At 42.8% G+C, this 23,852-nt stretch carries 21 protein-coding genes and 2 tRNA genes; 20 read left to right on the forward strand and 3 right to left on the reverse strand.

What is annotated here, in order from left to right; all coding sequences use genetic code 11:
* Complete coding sequence (locus ABD894_RS18820) at positions 1–732, forward strand: DUF4397 domain-containing protein (RefSeq protein WP_345212622.1); 732 nt, start codon at positions 1–3, stop codon at positions 730–732.
* A gap of 39 nt (positions 733–771) precedes the next feature.
* On the forward strand, positions 772–1,428 hold the full coding sequence (locus ABD894_RS18825) for a DedA family protein (RefSeq protein ID WP_345212623.1): 657 nt from the start codon (positions 772–774) through the stop codon (positions 1,426–1,428).
* Position 1,429: 1 nt separating this feature from the next.
* On the opposite strand, the gene ABD894_RS18830 is transcribed toward ABD894_RS18825, so the two are convergent.
* On the reverse strand, positions 1,430–2,404 hold the full coding sequence (locus ABD894_RS18830) for a zinc dependent phospholipase C family protein (RefSeq protein WP_345212624.1): 975 nt from the start codon (positions 2,402–2,404) through the stop codon (positions 1,430–1,432).
* Between the two features lie 182 nt (positions 2,405–2,586).
* Between ABD894_RS18830 and rpsT the strand changes: the two genes are divergently transcribed.
* Together rpsT and radC are read left to right on the forward strand one after the other, a co-directional pair.
* Positions 2,587–2,841: a 30S ribosomal protein S20 gene (rpsT, locus tag ABD894_RS18835; RefSeq protein ID WP_345212625.1), complete on the forward strand. Its 255-nt coding sequence runs from the start codon at positions 2,587–2,589 to the stop codon at positions 2,839–2,841.
* A 298-nt stretch (positions 2,842–3,139) separates the two neighbouring features.
* Positions 3,140–3,838, forward strand: a complete 699-nt coding sequence (gene radC, locus ABD894_RS18840; protein ID WP_345212626.1) for a RadC family protein — start codon at positions 3,140–3,142, stop codon at positions 3,836–3,838.
* Here radC and ABD894_RS18845 read toward each other — a convergent pair.
* Positions 3,833–4,147, reverse strand: a complete 315-nt coding sequence (locus ABD894_RS18845; RefSeq protein ID WP_345212627.1) for a hypothetical protein — start codon at positions 4,145–4,147, stop codon at positions 3,833–3,835. The genes radC and ABD894_RS18845 overlap by 6 nt on opposite strands.
* 237 nt (positions 4,148–4,384) lie before the next feature.
* Here ABD894_RS18845 and ABD894_RS18850 point away from each other — a divergent pair, with 237 nt between their 5' ends.
* The 8 genes from ABD894_RS18850 (at position 4,385) to ABD894_RS18885 (ending at position 14,876) form a co-directional block, all read left to right on the forward strand.
* Positions 4,385–4,606 carry a hypothetical protein gene (locus tag ABD894_RS18850; protein WP_345212628.1) on the forward strand — a complete coding sequence of 74 codons (222 nt, stop codon included), beginning with the start codon at positions 4,385–4,387 and terminating at the stop codon, positions 4,604–4,606.
* A gap of 281 nt (positions 4,607–4,887) precedes the next feature.
* Positions 4,888–7,287 carry a phenylalanine--tRNA ligase subunit beta gene (gene pheT / locus ABD894_RS18855; protein ID WP_345212629.1) on the forward strand — a complete coding sequence of 800 codons (2,400 nt, stop codon included), beginning with the start codon at positions 4,888–4,890 and terminating at the stop codon, positions 7,285–7,287.
* A 194-nt stretch (positions 7,288–7,481) separates the two neighbouring features.
* On the forward strand, positions 7,482–7,772 hold the full coding sequence (locus ABD894_RS18860) for a hypothetical protein (RefSeq protein ID WP_345212630.1): 291 nt from the start codon (positions 7,482–7,484) through the stop codon (positions 7,770–7,772).
* Positions 7,773–7,793: 21 nt separating this feature from the next.
* Entirely contained in the window at positions 7,794–8,084 is a 291-nt protein-coding gene (locus ABD894_RS18865; protein WP_345212631.1) for a cell division protein ZapA, read from the forward strand.
* Between the two features lie 222 nt (positions 8,085–8,306).
* Complete coding sequence (gene rny, locus ABD894_RS18870) at positions 8,307–9,869, forward strand: ribonuclease Y (protein ID WP_345212632.1); 1,563 nt, start codon at positions 8,307–8,309, stop codon at positions 9,867–9,869.
* A 45-nt stretch (positions 9,870–9,914) separates the two neighbouring features.
* A complete protein-coding gene (locus tag ABD894_RS18875; protein ID WP_345212633.1) occupies positions 9,915–10,451 on the forward strand; it encodes an Mpo1-like protein in 537 nt (178 codons plus the stop codon).
* A gap of 105 nt (positions 10,452–10,556) precedes the next feature.
* Positions 10,557–13,340: a TonB-dependent receptor gene (locus tag ABD894_RS18880; RefSeq protein ID WP_345212634.1), complete on the forward strand. Its 2,784-nt coding sequence runs from the start codon at positions 10,557–10,559 to the stop codon at positions 13,338–13,340.
* Between the two features lie 90 nt (positions 13,341–13,430).
* On the forward strand, positions 13,431–14,876 hold the full coding sequence (locus ABD894_RS18885) for a hypothetical protein (protein WP_345212635.1): 1,446 nt from the start codon (positions 13,431–13,433) through the stop codon (positions 14,874–14,876).
* Positions 14,877–15,008: 132 nt separating this feature from the next.
* On the opposite strand, the gene ABD894_RS18890 is transcribed toward ABD894_RS18885, so the two are convergent.
* The gene (locus ABD894_RS18890; RefSeq protein ID WP_345212636.1) at positions 15,009–16,766 is read right to left on the reverse strand and encodes a bifunctional lysophospholipid acyltransferase family protein/GNAT family N-acetyltransferase; all 1,758 of its coding nucleotides are present in this window, start codon (positions 16,764–16,766) and stop codon (positions 15,009–15,011) included.
* 89 nt (positions 16,767–16,855) lie between these two features.
* Between ABD894_RS18890 and ABD894_RS18895 the strand changes: the two genes are divergently transcribed.
* The 8 genes from ABD894_RS18895 to ABD894_RS18930 all read left to right on the forward strand — a co-directional run bounded on the left by ABD894_RS18895 (position 16,856) and on the right by ABD894_RS18930 (position 23,771).
* On the forward strand, positions 16,856–17,719 hold the full coding sequence (locus ABD894_RS18895; RefSeq protein WP_345212637.1) for a ComEA family DNA-binding protein: 864 nt from the start codon (positions 16,856–16,858) through the stop codon (positions 17,717–17,719).
* Complete coding sequence (locus tag ABD894_RS18900) at positions 17,716–18,243, forward strand: adenine phosphoribosyltransferase (protein WP_345212638.1); 528 nt, start codon at positions 17,716–17,718, stop codon at positions 18,241–18,243. Before ABD894_RS18895 ends, ABD894_RS18900 begins: the two co-directional genes overlap by 4 nt.
* A gap of 7 nt (positions 18,244–18,250) precedes the next feature.
* Positions 18,251–21,643 carry a DEAD/DEAH box helicase gene (locus ABD894_RS18905; RefSeq protein ID WP_345212639.1) on the forward strand — a complete coding sequence of 1,131 codons (3,393 nt, stop codon included), beginning with the start codon at positions 18,251–18,253 and terminating at the stop codon, positions 21,641–21,643.
* A 106-nt stretch (positions 21,644–21,749) separates the two neighbouring features.
* Positions 21,750–21,941, forward strand: coding sequence for a 30S ribosomal protein S21 (gene rpsU, locus ABD894_RS18910; protein WP_345212640.1), 192 nt, complete (start codon positions 21,750–21,752; stop codon positions 21,939–21,941).
* 90 nt (positions 21,942–22,031) lie between these two features.
* Positions 22,032–22,919, forward strand: coding sequence for a tyrosine-type recombinase/integrase (locus ABD894_RS18915; RefSeq protein WP_345212641.1), 888 nt, complete (start codon positions 22,032–22,034; stop codon positions 22,917–22,919).
* A gap of 12 nt (positions 22,920–22,931) precedes the next feature.
* Positions 22,932–23,279 carry a ribosome hibernation-promoting factor, HPF/YfiA family gene (gene hpf / locus ABD894_RS18920; RefSeq protein ID WP_345212642.1) on the forward strand — a complete coding sequence of 116 codons (348 nt, stop codon included), beginning with the start codon at positions 22,932–22,934 and terminating at the stop codon, positions 23,277–23,279.
* Positions 23,280–23,532: 253 nt separating this feature from the next.
* Positions 23,533–23,605, forward strand: a tRNA-Thr gene (locus tag ABD894_RS18925).
* Positions 23,606–23,690: 85 nt separating this feature from the next.
* Positions 23,691–23,771 (forward strand) — tRNA-Tyr (locus ABD894_RS18930).
* The last annotated feature ends 81 nt before the right edge of the window (positions 23,772–23,852 follow it).

Below are 23,852 nucleotides of genomic sequence, written 5' to 3' on the forward strand. Positions count from 1 at the left end.
ATGCGCAATAACAGCAGCAAAGTATTACTTACGTTATTTTTAGTTACCATCAGCATGATGGTTATTCCGTTCATATCATCGTGCGGTAAGCAGGGTACCATTAACCCTACCGAATCGAAGATACAGTACCAGGTATTAAACCTGAGCTACGATGTATTGCCGGTTTATCTGTACGTTAACTTTTTAAAGCAGGGTAATACTTACAGCTATCCGAGCGCGTCGGGGTATTTTGATTTGAATACTATTGATACTCCGTTCCAGATCAGGTCGGCGGCTACCGCTTCTGTTACCAATTTGCTGCGTATCGATAGCAGCCGTTTAAATCGTAATACCAAATACTCGCTGTATATTGTAGGTACAAGAAAGAATAATGACCTGAGCTACCTCTTTACCGTTGATACCTCTACAATACCACCGATAGGAAAGGGCAAGATCCGTTTTGTGAATGCCGCGCCAACCGTGGCAGGCACTTCAGATCAGGGTCTTAATTTGGCTGCTAATGGTACTAACGCGTTCAGGCAGCAAAAATATAAGAGTGTAAGTAATTATATTGAGATACCGGCGGGGGTTTACAATTTCCAGGTAAGCGGTAGTAATCCGCCTAATGGTATAATAAAGGAGCTGAAACGCACTACTATTAACGACGGCGGCTTGTATACTTTATATACTTACGGGCTTGCGGGTCGCGTTGATACGGCGGCTTTTGGTTTTGCGATACTTACTAACCGTTAAGCCATTTTATTTTATATTTTTACGGCAAATTAAACACCCGTGGAAATAATAAAAAGCATCATAGATTTTATATTGCATATTGATGTGCACCTGGCACAAATAACGCACGATTACCAGGCCTGGACATACCTTATTCTTTTCCTGATCATTTTCGCGGAAACAGGTTTTGTGGTTACCCCATTTCTTCCCGGCGACTCATTGCTGTTCGCGGCAGGCGCGTTAATAGCTGGCGGTAACACAGGGTTGAATATCTACATCTTAACCATTTTGCTTGTTATAGCGGCCTTTACAGGTAATACAGTAAACTATATGCTGGGTAACTATTTAGGGCCAAAGGTATTTAAAGAAAGCAACAAGATATTAAAGCTCGATTACTACCTGCAAACCAAGGCTTTTTTTGATAAGCACGGTGGTAAAGCGGTAATATTCAGTCGCTTTTTGCCTATTATACGTACTATTGCACCCTTTGTGGCTGGCGTAGGAAGCATGCCTTTTGCACGGTATAGCCTTTATAACATTATAGGTGGTTTAGCCTGGGTGGTTAGCTTTTTATTTTTAGGATACTTTTTTGGTGGCATAGAAGTGATAAAAAAGAATTTTACTATCGTAGTATTCGCTATCATCCTGTTCTCCATCATTCCGCCGATCTTCGCCGCGATAAAAAGCAAGACCTCTAAAAAGGTTACCGGCCAATAATTTAATGATTGGTATAGAGCGTTTTGCCTTTTCGGTAAAATGCTTCTTCTTTTAATATAGCCGCTTTTTGGTTTACAGAAAGCGGCTTTTCTATTAATTTATTCAGATCGGGTTGCCCGGCATCAACCCATGCGGAGTACCAGTAGCTGCCAATATCAACTATTGATGCCCTGATGCGCCTTTCAACCATGCCTTTGAGCGCTTTATTATAAGCGATGCAATAGGCAGGCGAATAATCTTTTATAGTGCGCTTACCACGTTTTACCATGGCATATTTTTTATCCTGCGGAAAAGTTCTGTTCAACAAACGCTCGGCACTTAATACGGTATCCGCTCTCCTGAATGAGCTTTGGCAAATGCGGAAAGCCTCGGTAAGCGGATTGTCGATATAATGCGCCTTGCCCGCGTAATAATTGAATTTGTAGCTCAATAGTTCGGGCAGGCGGCTTTCCCAAAGAGCGTGTATGCCTGTTTGGTTGGTAAGTTGACCATCGTGGTTAAGCACTATATGCAGGGGCACATGCGCGTCGGCCACGTAATGGCCCAGGTTTGATGAGGTGATAAGTATGGTGGTAGTATCGTGTGCTTTAAAAGCCCGCACCAGTTTGTAGTATTGGTATTGGATGGTCCAGGGCAGGGTGCCGTTTTTATTAAGCGTATCAATAGTATATTTAGCAGCTGCCTCTTTCCATTTTTTAGGGATGGTCTTAAATGGGTCTTTAGCCTTACTGTAAGCATCGGCGTTAAAAAAGTGATGCGGTATCTCGGTCGAATCTACGTAGCGGCGCTTATCGGCACTGATGGCGTGCTCGGTAATGAGTTCGATATTGCTTTGGTAAAAGCCGCTCATGGCTTTTGGCAGGGTGAATACCGCCAGCCTGTTTACCCGGTAATGTACAAAGAAACCCCACGATGAGCATAGTAACAGCACCAGTAGCCCGGTAAAAGAAACGATGAGATTCCGGTATTTAAACATGGCTCAATTATAATAAATGTAAATAAAACAAGTACTTTATAAACAAATAAATAAGAATTTACAACGTAAGCCGTAGGTGTTAATAAGTAATGATAGTTTTTTAGTTTAAAAAGCCTTGCATAATTAAAAATATCATTCTATATTTGCACTCTTTAAAAATAATAGAATAACAAAGCTATACAATGGCAAATCATAAATCATCATTAAAAAGAATCAGATCAAACGCTGCGAAGCGTCTGCGTAACAGATACCAAGCGAAAACTACTCGTAACGCTATCAAAAAGTTAAGAGGTGCAACTACTAAAGCTGATGCAACTCCAATTTTAGGTAAAGTAATTTCTATGCTTGATCGTTTGGCTAAAAAGAACGTTATTCACAAAAACAAAGCATCAAACAATAAATCAAAACTTACTAAATTCGTTAACGGTTTAGCATAAGCTACATTTATTTGTAATAATATTGAAAGGGATAGTGCACTGCATTATCCCTTTTTTAGTACCATGATTCTGGATCAGAATTTTCAGGATTTATGAATTTACAGAATGCTTTGACCGGTATTATACCCTGATCGCTGGCGCACGCATGCCGCGTGTGCCTGTGGAGCCCATGTTGTAAACATTCTGAAAATTCACAAATTCAGTAAATTCTGTTCAATATTTTCAGAAAGCGAAACCTTGTAGTACTTTGCATCTGCAATTCTGAAAATTCATAAATCCTGAAAATCCTGATCAACTGATGGATAATTACGACAATAAGATCAGTATAAAATCCTGGGCCGAGGAAGATCGTCCGCGGGAAAAGCTGAGCGGGCAGGGGAGGCGTTCCCTTACCGATGCCGAACTGATCGCTATTCTTATTGGTTCGGGCAGCAGGGACGAATCGGCCGTGGAGCTGAGCAAACGCATCCTGCATCATTACGAAAACGACCTGAATAAACTCGGCAAGGCCTCCATCAGCGAACTATGCAAGTTTAAAGGTGTGGGAGAAGCCAAGGCGATCTCTATTATTGCAGCGCTGGAGATCGGTCGACGCCGCAGCGATACCGAAGTAAAGGTGCGCGACCAGGTAACCGGCAGTAAGGATGCCTATAACATTATGCGCCGCCATCTTGTAGATCTTAACCACGAAGAGTTTTGGATACTGCTCATCAGCCGTTCCTCAAAAGTGCTGGCTAAGGAGTTGGTGAGCAAAGGCGGTTTATCAGGTACGGTAGCCGACCCCAAGATTATCTTCCACATGGCATTGCAGCACCAGGCCAGCGCCATCATCATGATCCATAACCACCCATCCGGAAACCTGAAACCAAGCCAGCTGGATATCGACCTTACCAAAAAGATAGCCGCCGCCGGGCGTATGCTGGATATTAATGTACTTGATCACCTTATAATTACCGACACCGGCTATTACAGCTTTGGCGACGAAGGGCTGCTATGATTTCGGATTTCGGATGTTCGATTTCGGATCCAGCCTCACCCAACCCTCTCCAAGGGAGAGGGCTTTAGAAAATGCTTCGTTTCCCGTCAGCAAACAGCTTCGGGCGAAAATGGGCAGAACTGTGGAGGCTTCGAGCGCAAAGGCGGGCATTTGAACTTGTTGCATGTGGGAAGGGATAGTGAGTAGGGGCAAAAGTTCCAGCCCAAAGTTCTGCACGTTTTTCAGGGAAGGCCTTGTATGGCAAAAAAGCCTTTTGCTGGACAAGGGTTTATTCGCTGTTTGTTTGTTTGTTTTTTTATCGGTGCTCATGAGATCGCTTCGCTTAGTATGTTACTTTTGCCCTCAAAAGTAATAGGGCCCTGCGGCCAAGAGCAGACTAACATAAAATACAGTCCAACCAAGGGGGGCGTGTTTTAATGACAATTCTTTAGGTACGTTTAGTTATTTTCTGATTTTGAATGTTTAATTTCACACTTAACATTTATAAATTAGCACAAACAACAATTACGGCACAGCGTTACAACTAAACAACTAATATTTAATACCATGATAGAGCCCGAAGACCAATTACAGCAAGACGATTCCCTGGATCAAAATGATGAGCAGGCCAGCCAGCAGGACATTCACTCCAATGGCTTTGACGAAACAAACGAAGATATTGGCGAAACGGACGAAACCCAAAAAGCGCAACAAGCTTATGACGCTGCCGAATCATCGTACACCCTCAACCTGGATGACGATGGTGACGATCTTGACGATGAAGACTAATCACAAAAATACATAGCGAACTCGCTGCTTAACCGAGCTATAGTGATGGATACAGCATCCGTCATTATAGCTTACTTTTTTGTATTACACCCAACCTCATCTAAAAGGCAACCCTTTCCGCCTTGGCCTTTTAGCTTTCTCCTTTAACCTTTCGCCTTTAGCTTTTCCCTTTTCTGCTATAACTTTCTTGCTTTTACCTTTCAGCTTTTCGCTTTAAGCTTAAAGATGCGCTTTCTCCTTTCCGCTTAAATTGTATCTTTGCCGATTATCATTTTGCTATAATGAAGATATCTTATAATTGGCTTAAAGAATTTATACATACAGATAAAACCCCCGAAGAAATTTCGACCATTTTAACGGGTATAGGTTTGGAGGTGGAAAGCCTTGAAAAGGTACAGGCCATCCCCGGTGGATTGGAAGGCTTGGTGATTGGCTATGTAAAAGAAACCGCCCAGCACCCCAATGCCGACAGGCTGCGTGTTACCAAAGTTGATGTAGGCGGTACCGAAGACCTGCAAATTGTTTGCGGCGCTGCTAACGTAGCCGCCGGACAAAAAGTAGTAGTTGCAACCGTGGGCACTATGGTGTACCCTATGGAAGGCGACGCTTTTAAGATCAATAAATCGAAAATTCGTGGTGAGGTATCTGAAGGCATGATCTGTGCCGAAGATGAAATTGGCCTTGGTCACTCGCACGATGGTATTATGGTGCTCGACGATGCCGCCGTGATAGGTACATTCGCCAAAGATCACTTTAAAATAAACGACGATTTCCTGTTCGAGATAGGCTTAACCCCTAACCGTGCCGACGCGGCTTCGCATTTGGGTACCGCGCGTGATATTGCCGCTTTTTTAAAGATAGGTGTTAACAAACCTGATGTTTCGGCATTTAAAGTTGATAATGCTACATCGCCAATTGAGGTAACGGTAGAGAACGTACAGGCGGCACCGCGTTACAGCGGCGTTACCATCAGCGGGGTAGAGGTAAAAGAATCACCAAAATGGTTGAAGGAGCGTTTGGCAGTTATCGGCGTGCGTTCTATTAATAACATTGTAGATGTAACCAATTTCGTACTGCACGATCTGGGTCAGCCGCTGCACGCTTTTGATGCTGCTAAAATAAAAGGTAACAAAGTAATCGTTAAGAACACTGCTGAGGGTACGCTGTTCAAAACCCTGGACGACGTAGAGCGCAAGCTATCTGCCGACGACCTGATGATATGCAGCGCCGAAGAGCCGATGTGTATTGCCGGTGTATTTGGCGGTATAGATTCGGGCGTAACAGCGGGCACTACATCCATATTTTTGGAGAGCGCTTATTTTAATTCAGTATCGGTTCGTAAAACGGCAAAACGCCATGGCTTAAAGACTGATTCATCGTTCCGTTTTGAGCGTGGTACCGATCCGGATATGACGGTTTACGCGCTTAAACGTGCTGCCCTGTTAATACAGGAAGTAGCCGGCGGTACTATCACATCTGATATTGTTGACCTGTATCCATTGCCTGTTGCACCATTTGAGGTTGAGTTTTCATACAAAAACGCCATCCGGCTGATCGGTAAAGATATTCCGCATGAAGAAATCAAATCGATCATCGAGGCGCTGGATATAGAAGTGGTTGCCGAAACAGCGGAAGGGCTGTCGTTAAAAGTTCCTCCATACCGTGTGGATGTAACCCGTGAGGTAGATGTGATTGAAGAGGTGCTGCGTATTTACGGCTATAATAATATCGAGATCCCTACACAGATCAGGGCATCGTTAAATACATCGGTAAGGCCCGAGAAAGATATCGTGCAGAATATGCTGTCGGATTTGTTAACGGCTAATGGCTTTAACGAGATATTGTCGAACTCGCTTACCAAATCGGCCTATTCTAATAACCTGGATGCGGCTGTTAAAATATTGAACCCTTTGAGCAGCGATCTGGATGTAATGCGTCAAAGTTTGCTGTTTTCCGGATTAGAAGCTATTGCTTATAACCAAAACCGCCGCAGTGCCGATTTAAAACTGTACGAATTTGGTAAAGTGTATAGCGTAGCCGAAGATAAGTATACCGAAACCCAGCGTTTCTCTATCTTCATTACCGGCGACAGCGCTGCCGAGCAGTGGAATCAAAAGGCCAAAGAGGTATCATTCTACAACCTGAAAGCTATTGTTGACGGTATTATTGAACGCCTTAACGTGAAAGAAGTAACCGTTACCGATGCTACCTGCTCAAAACTGGCCTATGGCCTGCAATACAGCCGAGGCAACAAGCAACTGGTTAAGTTTGGCGCAGTAGCTGCCGATGCACTGAAAAAGGTTGATGTAGACAAGGCCGTTTTTTATGCCGACTTTAATTTCGATATGATATTAACGCTGGCCCGTAAAAACGTGATCGTGTACCAGGAGGTGTCAAAATTCCCGGCGGTAAGGCGCGATCTTTCCATGCTGATTGATAAGGCTATTACCTTTGAGCAACTGAAACAAATTGCTCAAAAAACCGAGCGTAAATTATTGAAAGCTGTAAATGTATTTGACGTTTACGAGGGCGATAAGCTGCCTGCCGGTAAAAAATCGTACGCGTTGAGCTTTGTGTTGCAGGATGTGGAGAAAACCCTTACCGACAAAGCCATTGATGCCATAATGCAGAAATTAATTATTAATTTAGGCAAAGAAGCAGGAGCGGAGATACGCAAGTAGTGAGTGAGTGAGTGAGTGAGTGAGTGAGTGAGTGAGTGAGTGAGTGAGTGAGTGAGTGAGTGAGTGAGTGAGTGAGTGAGTGAGTGAGTGAGTGAGTGAGTGAGTGAGTTGTTCAAACATTCGTACTATCGCCAATTCACTAAATCAATAATTCAGTAACTCACTAATTCGATAAAGTCAACTAATAAAAAAGAATGTCGCAGGTAGCAGATCAGTTAAGTAATATAATTGATAAAACCGAAAGGTTGATAGAACTTTGTGCTGCCTTGCAGGAAGAGAACGATTTGATGAGACTGGAAAATCAATCGTTAACGGTAGCACTGAATACCAGCAGGAATAAGACTTCGGAACTGGAAGAAAAACTTCGTGTATTGAAACTGGCCAAGTCGTTTTCTGAAACAAATGAAAAAAGTCTTGACATAAAGCAAAAAATTAACGACTTTGTGCAGGAAATAGACAAGTGTATTGTATTACTGAAGAAGTAGTGCAGAATGTGAAAAGCTCAAATGGGAGAAATCTCAATAAAAATAAACATTGCTGACAGAGTTTACCCGCTAAAGGTAAACATGGAAGAGGAAGAAATTATACGACGGGCAGCCAAACTGATCAACGACCGCATAAAGGAGTATCAGGAGAATTATGCAGTTAAAGATAAGCAGGATCTGCTTTCAATGTGTGTGTTGCACTATGCTACATCTACGTTAAAAGCCGAAAAAAGGGTCACGGTGGAGGATACCGAAGTGGCCGATAAAGTTTATCAGCTTGATGATCTGCTGTCGGAATTTTTCTCGAAGTAATAACGTTCTTTAAACATAACCGAGCATATTAAGATATAACCGCAGTTAGATCTTAAGTTTCACTATTAAAAACTTAACGCTTCAATATCAGCGGATCGTGTAAGAGGCATACGTTACTTCGTGTATTTAACGATAGCCCTTGATCCCCAAATCTGATAAGAGGTTTTTCAATACATGAGACTTGAGATTTAGTTGCGGTTTTTTTATTTATAAACCTTAAAAATGGACATATTATATATTATTATCGGCCTCCTGGCAGGCGCCATTATTGGCGTGCTGATTGGCCGCTTCCTGTTACGGAAGTTATTTAAAGACCAGGAAGTATCAGCGCAAAACAAAGTAAAGAAGATATTAAAAGATGCTGAAAACAATGCCGAGATCTTAAAGAAAAATAAGATGCTTGAGGCAAAAGAGAAATTTTTGCAACTGAAAGCCGAACACGAGCAGGAAGTAAACAATAAAAACAACGCTGTTCAGCAACGCGAAAACGGCATTAAGCAAAAAGAACAATCGTTAAACCAGCGTTTAGAGAACCTCAACCGTAAGGAGAGCGAGATAGATAACGTTCGTAAAAACCTGGAAAAACAAACCGACATCGCTGTTAAAAAACAGGAAGATGTTGAGCAGCTTAAAAACGAACATGTTAAGCAACTGGAAGCTATAGCGGGCTTGTCGGCAGAAGATGCCAAGAACCAGCTAATCGATAACCTGCGCGAGGAAGCCCGCAGCAAGGCTATGGCGCAAATAAAAGATATTGTTGATGAGGCTAAACTTACCGCAACCAAAGAGGCTAAGAAGATAGTTATACAAACCATACAACGTACCGCTACCGAAAGCGCTATCGAAAACACGGTATCAATTTTCAATATTGAAAATGATGAGATCAAAGGCCGTATCATTGGTCGTGAAGGGCGCAACATCCGCGCGCTGGAAGCGGCAACCGGTATAGAGATCATCGTTGATGACACCCCGGAAGCCATCATCCTGTCGGGTTTTGACCCGGTAAGGCGTGAGATAGCCCGTTTGGCTATGCACCGTTTGGTAACTGATGGCCGTATTCACCCTGCCCGTATTGAGGAAGTGGTGGCCAAAACCAAAAAACAAATTGAAGAAGAAATTGTTGAGATAGGTGAGCGTACCGTAATTGATTTAGGTATCAACGGGCTTCACCCGGAATTGATTCGTATGGTTGGCCGTATGCGTTACCGTTCATCGTACGGGCAAAACCTGTTACAACACTCACGCGAGGTAGCTAACTTTTGCGCCACCATGGCTGCCGAATTAGGCCTTAACGTAAAACTGGCCAAACGTGCCGGCTTACTGCATGATATTGGTAAAGTGCCTGATGACAACCCTGAATTGCCACACGCGATTTTAGGTATGCAACTGGCCGAAAAATATAAAGAGCACCCTGAAGTGTGTAACGCTATAGGCGCCCACCACGATGAAGTGGAGATGACCTCGATGTTATCGCCTATCATACAGGTGTGTGATGCTATATCAGGTGCCCGCCCGGGTGCCCGCCGCGAGGTGGTTGAAAGCTACATCAAACGTTTGAAAGAGCTGGAAGAACTGGCGCTGTCATATCCGGGTGTTGAAAAAACCTTCGCTATACAGGCCGGCCGTGAGCTGCGTGTAGTAGTAGAGAGCGAAAAGATAAGCGATGCCCAGTCGGAAGTACTGGCGGCAGATATATCCAACCGAATACAAACTGAAATGACCTATCCGGGCCAGATAAAGGTAACCGTGATTAGGGAAACCAGGTCGGTAGCATTTGCAAAATAATCATTACAGCCCTCCCTAAAAAGAGGGCTTTTTTCATACATACAAGTGGCCCAGTTAAAAAAAACATCTACGGCAAACCAACCGGCGCAACCACAGCAGCGCCCCATTGATAAAGAGTTTGCCGCTTACAGCGCATCCCATCAAAGCCCTGCAAATAACATTATCCATTGGATATGTATACCCTTATTTTTTTTAGGGCTATTTGGTTTGTTATGGTCAATCCCGTTTCCGCATATAAAAATACTGGGCAAGTATAATGGGTTCTTCAACTGGGCATCGTTCCTTATCGCACTAAGCATTTATTATTACTATAAGCTGTCGCCGGTATTATCGTACTTTATATTGTTCACCTTATTTGGTTTCAGCTATGTTATCATCCAACTGGAGCAATTACAAAAGGCCGGTGGTCCCATGCTGTGGCAAATAAGCGGAGCGATGTTAGTATTATCGTTAATAGGTATAATAGTCGGTAACAATATGGAAACCACTAAACCAAACATAGGCAAGCAATTGAAAAGCCTTGCTATCGCTCCAATATTTCTATGGCACCTGATTGTTAACAAACTTGGTGTTAAATTCTAAGCTTGGTTAACACCAAATTAACATTATGACTATGTTAAGGTAATTGCAAACTAACATTCAGCTAACATTGGGTTAATAGTTTTGCCCTTGATAAAAAGAAATCAAGTGAAAAAACTATTACCCTTAATTTTTACGCTATTAGTCGTAAACCTATTATCAGCAAATCTATATGCGCAATCGACGGGTAAAATCGTCGGTAAGATCATAGATCAAAAGACAAGTGAAACCTTAATTGGTGCTACTGTATTGATACAGGGTACATCAAAAGGCGCCGCCACTAACGTTGATGGTCAATACGCATTAAGCGATCTTAAAGCAGGAAGCTATACAGTAATTGTAAAATATGTTGGCTACCAAAGCAAATCAATATCTGACGTTGTTGTAAAAGGCGGCAGCGCAACCAACCTTGATGTGGCCCTGGCAGAAGCCAGTACGCAAGCGCTTAAAGAGGTTGTTATTAAAGCAACTTACAGACAAGCGTCAGTAGCGTCATTATACGCGGTTCAAAAGAACAGCGTTTCGGTATCTGATGGTATTTCATCAGAGATTATCAAAAGATCGCCGGACAGAACTACAGGTGACGTTTTAAAACGCGTTAGCGGTACTACTATACAGGATAACAAGTTTGTTGTTGTGCGTGGTTTGAGCGATCGTTATAACAACGCCTTGTTAGATGGTACGCCACTGCCAAGTACCGAGCCTAACCGCAAGGCTTTCTCGTTTGATATTGTTCCATCAAGTTTGATTGATAACATCACCATCACCAAAACTGCAAGTCCTGATATCCCGGGCGATTTCGCGGGTGGTACTGTACAAATCTTTACTAAAGATATCCCTGATCAAAACTTTGTAACTATTGGTGCAGGTTACAGCTACAATACGGCAAGTACATTTAAAAACTTCCAAAGTGGTTACCGCAATACCAGCGATTATTTTGGTTTTGATGGTGGTGCACGTAAGTTGTTGAACAATTTCCCAACTACCGATCAAATTGCGTTACGCCAGTTAACCCCGACCCAAAACATACAAGCGATAAATTCATTAAACAACAATTTTAATGTATACAATAAAAACGCGTTTTTAGGTCAGAGCTACCAGTTCACTTTAGGTAACGTACAGGAAATAGGCGAAAACAAAAATCGCTTCGGTACTACTATCGCTTTAACCTATCGTAACGCTGAAACCACTACGCCAAACATCATCAGAAACTATGATGACTTTAACTTTTTGGATAACCAGTACAAGTTTTCGACTAACGTAGGTGTTTTGGCTAACTTTGGCTACAGCTTCGGTGGAACCAAAATAACCTTCAAAAACTTATACAATCGTATTTTCGATGATGTGTTTACTTACCGTACCGGTCCTAACTTAGGTAGCAGCAGCAACGATAACCGTTTTTACGCTTTTGACCTTGTGCAAAAGGCCCTGTTAAAATCAACTTTAGAGGGTGAGCACAAAATTGGATCAAAAAATGCTAAACTGAACTGGAACCTGGGTTACAGTAATATCATTAACGATCAGCCGGATCAAAGAAAAGTAAACTACATTCAGCAAAGTGCCGGCGATCCTTACTACGCCAGTGTAACCAGTATTGGTAAAGCTAATACAAGGTTCTTTTCATACCTGAAAGAAGATATTTATTCCGGTAAAGTTGATTTCAGGTTGCCGGTTAAAATGTTTGGTCAAACCAGTACTTTTAAAGTAGGTGGTTCATCTCAATACCGCGATCGTCGTTTCGATGCCCGTTTCATTGGTTTGGTTATCAATACCAACGATCCTAATTCTTCAGCGATACTTCAGCGCCCTATAGAAACATTGTTCGGTAAAAACGCTATTAATTCAGGTATTTATACTCTGGATGAAATACCTAACCCTAACGACAGGTATACAGCGCACAGCTTAACTAACGCAGGTTATGCCATGTTAGATAACAAGATCACCGAGAAATTCAGAGCGGTATATGGTTTACGTGTTGAGCAGTTCGATCTGAAACTTGACACTAAAGACCTTACACAATCGCAACCAAGGGCACAATTGAAAAAAACAGACCTTTTGCCTTCAATTAACCTTACTTATAACTTAACCGAGAAAGCTAATTTAAGAGCAGCATATTACCGCACGCTTGCCCGCCCTGAATTTAGGGAGCTGGCACCATTCTCATACTACGATTACGAGATATTGGCTACGCAAGAAGGTAATAAAGACCTGCAAAGAACGCTTATCGATAACTTCGACCTGCGCTACGAGTTATATCCTTCAGCCGGTCAAATCTTCTCGGTTTCGGCCTTCTACAAAAAATTCAAAAACGCAATTGAGCCATACATTGATGATATTAACTCATCAACTACCATATCATACTTTAACAGGGATGCTTATGTGTACGGTTTTGAAATGGAAGCCAGGAAAACCCTTGATTTCTTAAGCGATCAGAATTTCTATAAGAACACTACAGTATATGCCAACGTATCTGTTACAAAATCAAACGTTAAAAATCCTGAATTGGGTAATCCGCTTGAAAAGGAGAGGCCACTTGTTGGTCAGTCACCTTATGTAATAAACGGTGGTATACAACACATGGCATTCAACAATAAGCTATCTATTAACGCGCTGTATAACAGACTTGGCCGTAGGATATTTTATGCAGGCGGTTCAAAATTGCCAAGCGTTTGGGAAAATCCAAGGGACGTGATCGATCTTCAACTGGGTTATAAAATATTAAAAAACAAAGGTGAGCTCAAACTTGCTGCAAGCGATATCTTAAATCAGCAAAATGCTTTTTATTATGATAATGATAACAGCAAAACCTACACACCTAACAATGGGGACAGACAGTTTAAGAGATACATGGCCGGTTCAACCATCTCACTAACCTTTAATTACACATTCTAATAACAATATGGTAATGCATTGTTAAATCCGTTTTAACATGGATTTAACAATGTTGAAGTTCCTTTACATTAAAATTGAAAGAGATATAAAATGAAAAAACAATTATTATTCTTAGCATTATCAGCAGGTCTATTTATCACTGCTTGTAGTAATAGAGACAGTACTATCGATCCGATAATTCCATCTGATACTACTAAAACCCCGGTAAGTAATGTGGTTGAAGTGAGTGGTGATATTGCTACCAGTACTACTTGGAAAGCCGATAAAATTTATTTGCTTAAAGGATTTGTTTATGTAACTAACGGCGCAACATTAACTATTGAGCCGGGTACTATTATAAAAGGTGATAAAGTATCAAAAGGTACGTTAACCATTACCAGGGGCGCTAAAATATCAGCAATTGGTACTGTTGAGAAACCTATTGTATTTACATCAAGTTTTGTTGCCGGTACACGTCAGGCTGGTGACTGGGGTGGTTTGATCCTTTTGGGTAAAGCTCCTGTTAACAAAGCAGAAGGTGTTAAAATTGAAGGTGGTTTAGATGCAAAAGGTGATCCTGCTAAATACATCCAATATGGTGGTACTGATGCTAATGATAACTCAGGTACTTTAAAATACGTTCGTGTTGAATACGCAGGTATCGCATTTTCACCGGATAACGAGATCAATGGTGTTACTTTCGGTGGTGTTGGTGCCGGTACTACTGTTGATTATGTACAAGTTTTCCGTTCAGGTGATGACGGTATCGAGTGGTTTGGTGGTACAGTTAATGCTAAACACTTAGTTGTTATTGGTTCTACTGATGATGATTTCGATACTGACTTTGGTTTTTCAGGTAAGGTACAATTTGGTGTGAGCCAACGTTACCCTACTATTGCCGATATTTCAGGTTCAAACGCGTTTGAATCAGATAACGATGGTACAGGTACTAATGATGCACCTCAAACAGCAGCAGTATTTTCTAACATGACTTTGTTAGGCCCAATTGCAAATGCAACCTCTCCTAACATCAACGCTAACTATCAGCACGCTGCTCAAATTCGTCGTAACTCTGCTGAAAGTATTTTCAATTCGGTATTTGCCGGTTTTGTTGAAGGTATCTATATTGATGATTCAAAAGTTGTTACTCCAAAAGCTACGTCAATTAACTATACTGCCGGTCGTTTGGTGTTTGTTAACAACCTTATTTACGGTAGCAATAAAAAGTTAACCGAAGTTAAAGGTGAAAATAAATCTGATTTTGAAACTAAGCTGAGAGCTGAGAATACATTTGACGCTGCTTTATATGCTGACGCTGTTATTACTGATCCATTCAAATACGCTGCAGAATATGCTAACCCAGGTACTCCGGTATTTACTGTAAAAGCTGGTTCGGCTGCTGCTGCTGGTGCTTTATACACAGATGCAAAATTGAACGATCCTTTCTTTGATAAAGTTGCTTACAGAGGTGCTTTTGGTGCTGACGACTGGACTATCGGTTGGACAAGCTTTAACCCACAAGCTTTACCTTACACTACTCCGGGTGTTGTTAAATAATCACAACTTCCTGTTAAGTATATAAAAAGAGGTGTTCCAAACGGAGCACCTCTTTTTTGTTGATATAGTTATCAATAAAAAAAGCTCCGCGATTTTAATAGTCGCGGAGCTTTTTTATCTTGTGGGAATGTGTTAAAGATTTTTGCCCAGTTTTTCTAACATCTCCTGAGGTACCTTATCCAGGTCGAGTACCAGGAAACCGTCTAACGAATCGGCAAACTTAGGGTCGATGTTGAAGCAGATGATCTTGGCATTAAGGGCGATGTACTGGCGAAGCAATACCGGTACCTTCATGTTGCGTGTCTCGATGTCGGATATGATGGCATCGAGCGTTTTGAAGCTATCCTCGCCGGAGGCTTTCAATACATCGGCATCAACGCTGGAGAAATCAACCTTGAATTTTTTACGCGGTTTTACATACTGTGCCATTTCATGGTCAAAGTGGTTACGGTTAATGTAATCAACAATGAGCGATTTGGATAGCGTAGAGAACGAGTTACTGATGCTCACCGGCCCAATCAGGTAACGATAGCGCGGATTATCAATCAGGTACTTGAATATACCCTTCCACAGTAAAAAGAGTGGTAAAGGTTTTTGTTGGTACTCCTTACGGATGAACGAGCGGCCCAATTCAAGGCTTTTCTTTAATACCGGGGTAAGTTGCGGACGTATTTTAAATAGTTCGGCTACGTAGAATCCGCTTTTACCCATGCTGTAAAATATCTCGTCGCCAAGGCCAATACGGTAAGCGCCTACTATGCGTTTGGCATCGGTATCCCAAATAAAGAGGTGATGATAGTAAATATCATACTCATCAAGGTCTATCTTTTTATTGGTGCCCTCACCAACTTCACGGAAGGTGATCTCGCGCAGGCGGCCTATCTCACGGATAATACAAGGCAGACTTGATGGTGGGGCGATGTATACCTCGTAATGATGCTCCTGCCATACACGATAGTTTTCGCGCAGGGTTTCTACCTCTTTTTCAAGTACGGCGGTATCCGTTTCGGGCACTATCTCTTCGGGCGTTTTACGGATCTTGAACAGGTTGCGGGGACTGAAGAGTTTCTTCTCTTCTTCCAGGCCTGCACCCAAAGCATACGTTTTTGCCCTTAAGAAGCTAAGCAGCTTGGTGTTGTTGGTATTATCGGGTATATCCTGAAATTGTATCGGCTTGCCTATGCGTACCTTAATGGTGTGGCCTTGCTTATTGAACAGTTCCGACGGTAACTTGGCTGTGCGCAATGCCGGGTGTATTAAACTAAGCAGGTTAAACAGCAGGCCGTTGTTACCATGAAAGTACACCGGTACAACCGGCACTTTGGCTTTTGATATGATCTTGCCTACAACCGGGTGCCAAAGGCGGTCGGTTATTTCTTTTTTATCTACCTTAAAAGTTGATACTTCGCCGGCAGGGAAAATACCGATAGGAGTGCCTCTATTTAGCAGTTCGAGCGTGTTTTTTAATCCACTGATGCTGGATGAGTGCTCTACATTTTCGAAAGGGTTAACGGCTATAAAATACTCGCTCAGGTTAGGGATCTTTTTCAGCAGAAAGTTAGCCATGATCTTGGCATCGGGACGGGCGGTACATAGCAGTTTAAGCAGTACCATGCCCTCAATACCACCATAAGGGTGGTTGGCAATGGCAATAAAGCCGCCCGATTTCGGAATGTTCCGCAGATCTTTCTCATCGTACTCAATGCTAACACCGCAGCCTTTTAATATGGCATCAACAAAGGCAGGGCCTTCATTGGGTTGTGCCTGGGCAAACAGATCGTTAACCTGGTTAATTTTCATCAGCTCCATCAACAGGGCTGCCAGTCCGGGCATTTTTAGCTTATCCAGCTTTGTGGCCTTGGCAAACTCTTCGGTGGTGATTATCTTCATGTATTATTTCGGGGTGTTACAGGTAAATCAAAATTTAAATATGCCAAAAAATATTTACTTTGTTAGCTGATCAATATGTTCAAACAAGCATGAAACTTAAAAATGACCTGTCCATCACTAAAAAAGAGTGGAATGGCTTGGTATTGATGCTTGCATTGATAGCAGTGGTTTTGGCTGCCCCTTACGTATATCAATCAATTAGCAAAGATAACACAATTAACTATAGCCTATTTAACAACAGGCATGCCATAGCTGTAAATAATGCTAAAAACAAAGTTAATGCCGGCTATTCGCATACAAATGATAACGTTAATAGCCCCGTTACATTGTTCCGCTTTGATCCGAACGGATTACCTGCCGAAAAATGGAAACAATTAGGCCTAACCGACAGGCAGATCACCGTGATAAAACACTACGAAGCCAAGGGCGGCAGGTTCTTTAGTAAGCACGATGTGCAGAAAATGTACTCGCTATCGGCAGCCGATTATGAACGGTTAGAGGCCTACATCGCTCTGCCCGAAAAAAGCGACTACACCCCAAAGCCCCGGCTTACCGAACCGGTAGAGCTCAACACGGCTGATTCGGTAAAGCTGACCACCATACATGGTATAGGCCCGGTGTTTGCCTCGCGCATTATTAAATACCGGCAGCGTTTAGGTGGATACATCAGCAAGGTACAGCTAAAGGAAGTGTATGGCGTAGACGATAAGAAGTACAACGAGATAGCCGACCAGGTAAAAATAAACCCGGGGCATATACAGCATATAAACCCCAATACCGCTACCTTTGACGATTTTAAGCGCTTGCCCTATCTTACCTTTAAACAAATGAATGCCATTATACAATACCGCCTGCAACATGGCGATTATAATAGCGTAGCAGATATGCAGGGTATAGCAATTTTAACCAAGCACGACATCGATAAAATAAAACCATACCTCATTTTTAAATGATAGAACAACAGATAAAAGCGGCCATAAGGGACATCCCAGATTTCCCGAAGCCGGGCATTATTTTTAAAGACATCACCCCGATACTAAAAGACCATAACCTTTGCGAAGGTATTGTTGACGCTTTTATTGAGCAGATAAAAGGCATAAAGGTAGATGCCGTTGCCGGTATTGAAAGCCGTGGGTTTTTGTTCGGCTTAACTTTGGCTAATAAACTGGGCGTGCCTTTTGTACCCGTACGTAAAGCAGGAAAGCTGCCTTATACCATCAAACAAAAGGTATATGAACTGGAATACGGCACCGCCACTATTGAACTGCATACCGATGCATTTGAACCGGGTAGCCATATATTAATTCACGACGACCTGCTGGCTACCGGCGGCACCGTTACCGCGGCCAGCGAACTGATACAGGAAATGGGTGGGGTAGTGGCCGGTTATACCTTTGTGGTTGGTTTGGGTTTTTTAAACGGGAAAGAACGCATTACCCCTGTAAGCGATAACGTGATAGTACTGGCCGAGTATTAATAATAGCTTGAATACTATAAACGAAGATAGCGACACCCACCAAGCTCCCCGGCATACGTATGTGCTGGATAAAGAGCTATCGGTACTTACCGAGGGCGAGCTGTTAAAGCATAGCTTGTACATAGAGCAGGCCTCTTCCTATTCGCAGGGTATTGTAGCGGTTGAGTTATCAGTTAACGAGGGACTATTCGGGAGTATATCTAAATACAGCCAGTTTCCGGAAGTGGCGATTGTGCAGCAGGCAGGGCGTGTAGTGCTTTCGTGTGGCTGCGGCTTGCAGGAAAACACGCTTTGCGAACACCAGGTGCAGGTGCTTACCCATATTATAAGGAAGGAAGATGTATTGACTTTCTTCGATCCTTCGCTCCGCAGGCGCAAATTGCTGGAGGTTGCCCGTGCTTACGGACTGGAAGAAGCACCCGATCTGGATGTTTACTTTCAGTTGGAATACACAGGTCAGCGTTTAAGCGCCAAGCCTAAAATAGCTTCGCTTTTTTCATCGACTGCCGAAAGTTTGAAAACAGTGAATGAGCTGCTTTTTAATAACGGTCAGCCCGATTTGTCCGTAGCCGATGTTGCGGGCGACGATACTATCCGCGCCATTGTATTGCGGGAGCATAAGTACTACAAGCACCTCATTATTGAACTATATGACGGAGCCGCTACCAAGGAGGGGAAGATCAAAAACCCGCTGGCGGCGGTCAATATCTTGTCGTTACTGGCGGGCAATGAAGACCTGCCTGCCATGAAGTTTTTGGCAGCTACCGCTTATTTTCAGCAGGCTATTGATGCCAAACGATCGGCTACGGCATTGAACCATTTGCGGGCGATAGTGAAAAACCCGATGGAATATGCCATATATGCCCACAATGCCGAAGCAAGCGAAAAGGTTACCGCGAGCGCTTTAGGCCCGGTGCAGTTATCAAGAATCTCCAAGAACATCAACCTATCGGTAACACCCAAAGGAGAGTTTTATGAGATAAAAGGTTTGCTGAAAATAGGGGATACATCTTACCTGTTGAAAGATCTCACGCTGAAATTTACCTACTTCATCGAATTACAGGATACGCTTTATTTGGTGAAAGACCTGCAAATGCTCGGGCTGATCCAGTTGTTCCGGGATAAATACGAGTTGCTGATCCATCATACGCAGTACAAAAACTTCCGCGGCCAGGTATTGGGTAAGCTGGAAGAACAGATGGAGGTGAACTATACACACATAAAACCCGCTACCAAATCACTTATTGAAAGGCAGCAGATCTACCAGAACGAGGAGCGGATCATCTACCTGTCCGACTTTGGGCGGCATGTAATGATAGTGCCGGTGATGCGCTATGATGAGGTGGAGATCTCCATCCGCACCACCAAACAAATATTTACATCAGACGATAAGGGCAACGAGTATCTCGTAAAGCGTGATGAGCAGGCCGAGCAGGATTTTATGGCGATGCTCATCAAGCAGCATCCCGATTTTATAGGGCAGTTAGAGGATGACCTGCAATATTTCTACCTCCATAAAAAACGCTTCCTGGATGCCGGGTGGTTCCTGAATGCTTTTGAAGAGTGGCGAAACCAGGGCATCACCATACTTGGCTTTAACGAATTGAGCGGGAACAGGCTCAACGCGCATAAAGCCAAAATAACGGTACAGGTAATTAGCGGGGTGAACTGGTTCAATGCCAAAATAAACGCGCGGTTCGGCCGAAAGAAGGCTTCGCTGAAGCATCTGCATAAAGCTATCCGCAACAAAAGCAAATTTGTACAGCTTGACGACGGCACCCTGGGTATACTGCCCGACGACTGGATAGAGAAATTCACCAAGTATTTTACCTCCGGCGAAGTGCTGGACGATGATACCCTCATCACCGCAAAAATAAATTACGAGGCTATTGCTGCGCTGTACGATAAGGAAATGATTGATGAGCAGGTAGTGCAGGAGATAGCCGGTTATAAAGCCCGCTTAAGCAAGCTCGAAAATATAAACGAAGTGCCGGTGCCCACAGGGCTGAACGCTACCATGCGCCAGTACCAGCACGAAGGCCTCAACTGGCTTAACCTGCTTGACGACCTCAATTTTGGCGGATGCCTTGCAGATGATATGGGGCTGGGCAAAACCTTGCAGATCATTGCTTTTGTGCTGTTGCAACGCACCAAGGTCGATAAGAACGTGAACCTGTTAATTGTGCCTACATCACTGGTGTTTAACTGGCAGGCCGAGGTGCAAAGGTTTGCGCCATCTATAAAAATACTCACGCTGCATGGTGCAGGCAGGGTAAAGGATGCTAAGGATTTTGATGGATACGAACTGGTTTTAACTACCTATGGCACCCTGCTGGCCGATGTTGGCTTTCTGAAAGGGTACATATTTAACTATATTTTCCTCGATGAATCGCAGAATATTAAGAACCCTGGCTCGCAGCGTTATAAGGCTGCCCGTTTATTGCAGGCCCGTAATCGTATTGCCATTACCGGTACGCTGATAGAGAACAATACCTTCGATCTGTTCAGTCAGCTATCCTTCACCTGCCCGGGTTTGCTGGGCAGTAAGCAATATTTTAAGGACATCTACTCATCGCCAATTGATAAGTTTAAGGTAAGCAAACGCGCCCGCGAACTGCAAAATAAGATTGCGCCTTTTATATTAAGGCGTACCAAACAGGAGGTAGCGCAGGAACTGCCCGATAAGACAGAAATGGTGCTGTACTGCGAAATGCAGGCAGAGCAGCGCAAAATGTACCTCGCTTACGAACGCGAGTTCCGCGAATATATATCGGCCACTACACAGGAGGAACTGCCGGCTTCATCAGTACATGTACTGCGCGGACTAACCCGTTTGCGCCAGCTTTGCGATTCGCCGCTGTTATTGGGCGATGAGAAACTGCCGGGTGAGGAATCATCAAAGATCGATATGCTGCTGGAGCAGATTGAAATGCGTGCGCCGCATCATAAAATACTGGTGTTCTCGCAGTTTGTAGCCATGCTCGACCTGGTTAGGAAGGAGTTGCGGTCGCGTGCAATCAGGCATGCTTACCTTACCGGCAGCACGCGGAACAGGGAAGAAGTGGTGAATGATTTTCAAACCAACCCCGATACGCGGGTGTTCCTGATCAGCCTGAAAGCAGGAGGGACGGGGCTTAACCTCACCGCTGCTGATTATGTATATCTGGTTGACCCATGGTGGAACCCTGCGGTAGAGAACCAGGCCATAGATCGCTGTTACCGTATCGGTCAGCATAAAAACGTGGTAGCCGTACGGCTGATATGCCCCGATACTATTGAAGACAAGGTGCAGAAGCTCCAGGAATCAAAAAAGGAACTGATCAACGGTCTGATACGCTCGGGCAGTTTCAATTTGCAAAACCTCTCGAAAACCGACCTGCTTTCATTGCTTGATTCTTAGCCGTTTCAGCTATCAGAAACATAAATATTCATATTTGAAATTAGTGTTTGATTTTCAAAACTTTGTGCTTACCTTTGTCGTCCCTGAAAGGAGGTATTAGAGGATTATGATTATAATAAACGTAAAAGACGGTGAATCATTAGATAAAGCATTGAAACGCTTTAAAAAGAAATTTGAAAAGACCGGTGTTTTAAGAGAACTACGCAGTCGCCAGGCTTTTGAAAAAAAATCTATTACTCGTAGAACTACAGTTAAAAACGCTATCTACAAACAAGGCTTAAACTTAGATCCATCTTAATTTTTCTTTGTAAAAAGAAATTTTCAGATTTTCTAACTACATATTAAAACTATTTGTACATTCATTTCCCTGGATGTATGAGTAGTTTTTATGTTTTTAGAGCGTTTTATACAATATATTAAATTTGAAAAGCGGTACTCACCTCATACAGTTGCTGCTTATCAGTCAGATCTTGATCAGTTCATCCGTTTTCTACAGAGCGATCAACCCGTAACACATCCTTCCGAAATTACACATCACCACATCCGCAGCTGGATGGTGACCATGATGGATGATAAAATTATTGCCCGTTCCGTTAACCGCAAAATAGCCACGCTGCGCAAATACTTTAAGTTTTTGGTGCAGGAGGGCGTTATTACCGTTAACCCCACCGCCAAAATCAATACGCCCAAAATTCCTAAAAAACTACCCGTGGTGGTAGAAGATATAAAACTGGCTAAAATGCTCGATGATGATTCGGTATTTAATACTGATTTTAAGGGCCTGCGCGATAAGCTGGTGATAGAACTGCTGTTTGGTACAGGCATACGCCTGGCCGAGCTGTTAGGCATCAAAGAAACCGATATTAACCAATATGAGGGTACGGTAAAGGTTTTAGGCAAGCGCAATAAGGAACGCATCATCCCGGTGAATACAGAGCTGAAGCGTTTACTTACTGATTACGTGGAATTAAAGAAAATGCAAAATTTTGATAACAATTCTTTAATATTGATCGTTACAGATAAAGGAGCAAACGCTTACCCGAAACTTATATATTTAATTGTGCATAAATACCTCTCCTACATATCTACCCAAAATAAAAAGAGCCCGCACGTGCTTCGGCACACGTTTGCAACCGCTCTTTTAAACAACGGGGCCGATCTTAATTCTATTAAGGAATTGCTGGGGCACGCCAATTTAAGCGCCACTCAAATCTATACGCACAACTCAGTTGAACGATTAAAGTCTATTTATAAACTCGCCCATCCAAAGGCATAAAACGGAGGAACCATGAAAATCACAGTGCAATCAATTCATTTTACTGCAGACAAAAAATTGTTGGATTTCATACAGAAAAAAGCCGATAAGCTCGATACATTTTATGATCATATAATTAATGGGGAAGTTTATTTAAAGCTGGAGAATGTTGAAGATGAAGCAAATAAGATATCGGAGATAAAACTTCAGCTGCCGGGCAATACCATATTTGCCAAAGAAAAATGTAAAACCTTTGAAGAAGCTACTGATTTGGCTATCGAGAGCCTCCGCAAGCAGATAGAAAAGCACAAACAGAAGAAAAACGCGGCTGATGCCGTTGCCAAGAAGGCAATACTCACATCGGCCGAAGAGGAATTTTAAACGTAAAATACAGTAAATCAAAGCGAAAATCGACAGGTAAAAAGCCTGTCGATTTTTTTTGATAAAAAATTTTGAACGGGTATAAATTTTTGTAGATTTGCAGTCCCTTTCGGGGAGGTGCTTAACGGCGCAAAAACGAAGAAAAGGGATCGTTCTTTAAAAAGAAAAAAATAAAATTTGTAATTATAAAACCATTTATATCTTTGCGGCCGCTAATAAGGTGAACAGAGATAGAGAAAAGGTAAAATAATAAGCCTCCTTAGCTCAGCTGGTAGAGCAACTGACTTGTAATCAGTAGGTCATTGGTTCGATCCCGATAGGAGGCTCTGTTTATTTTAGGTTTGAGATGCAAAATGTACTGATGCTTCCATTATTGGTGCATAGAGCATGGAGAATCTAAAATTAACAACCGGGGGGATACCAGAGCGGTCAAATGGGACGGACTGTAAATCCGTTGCTTCGGCTACGAAGGTTCGAATCCTTCTCCCCCCACATTTTAATTAGTGATGGATTGAATGAGTGAATTGTTGATTTGATCTGAAAAGATTAAGCGATAATTCACTCAATCACTAA

It is taken from the genome of Mucilaginibacter gynuensis, assembly GCF_039541195.1.
Lineage (GTDB): Bacteria > Bacteroidota > Bacteroidia > Sphingobacteriales > Sphingobacteriaceae > Mucilaginibacter > Mucilaginibacter gynuensis.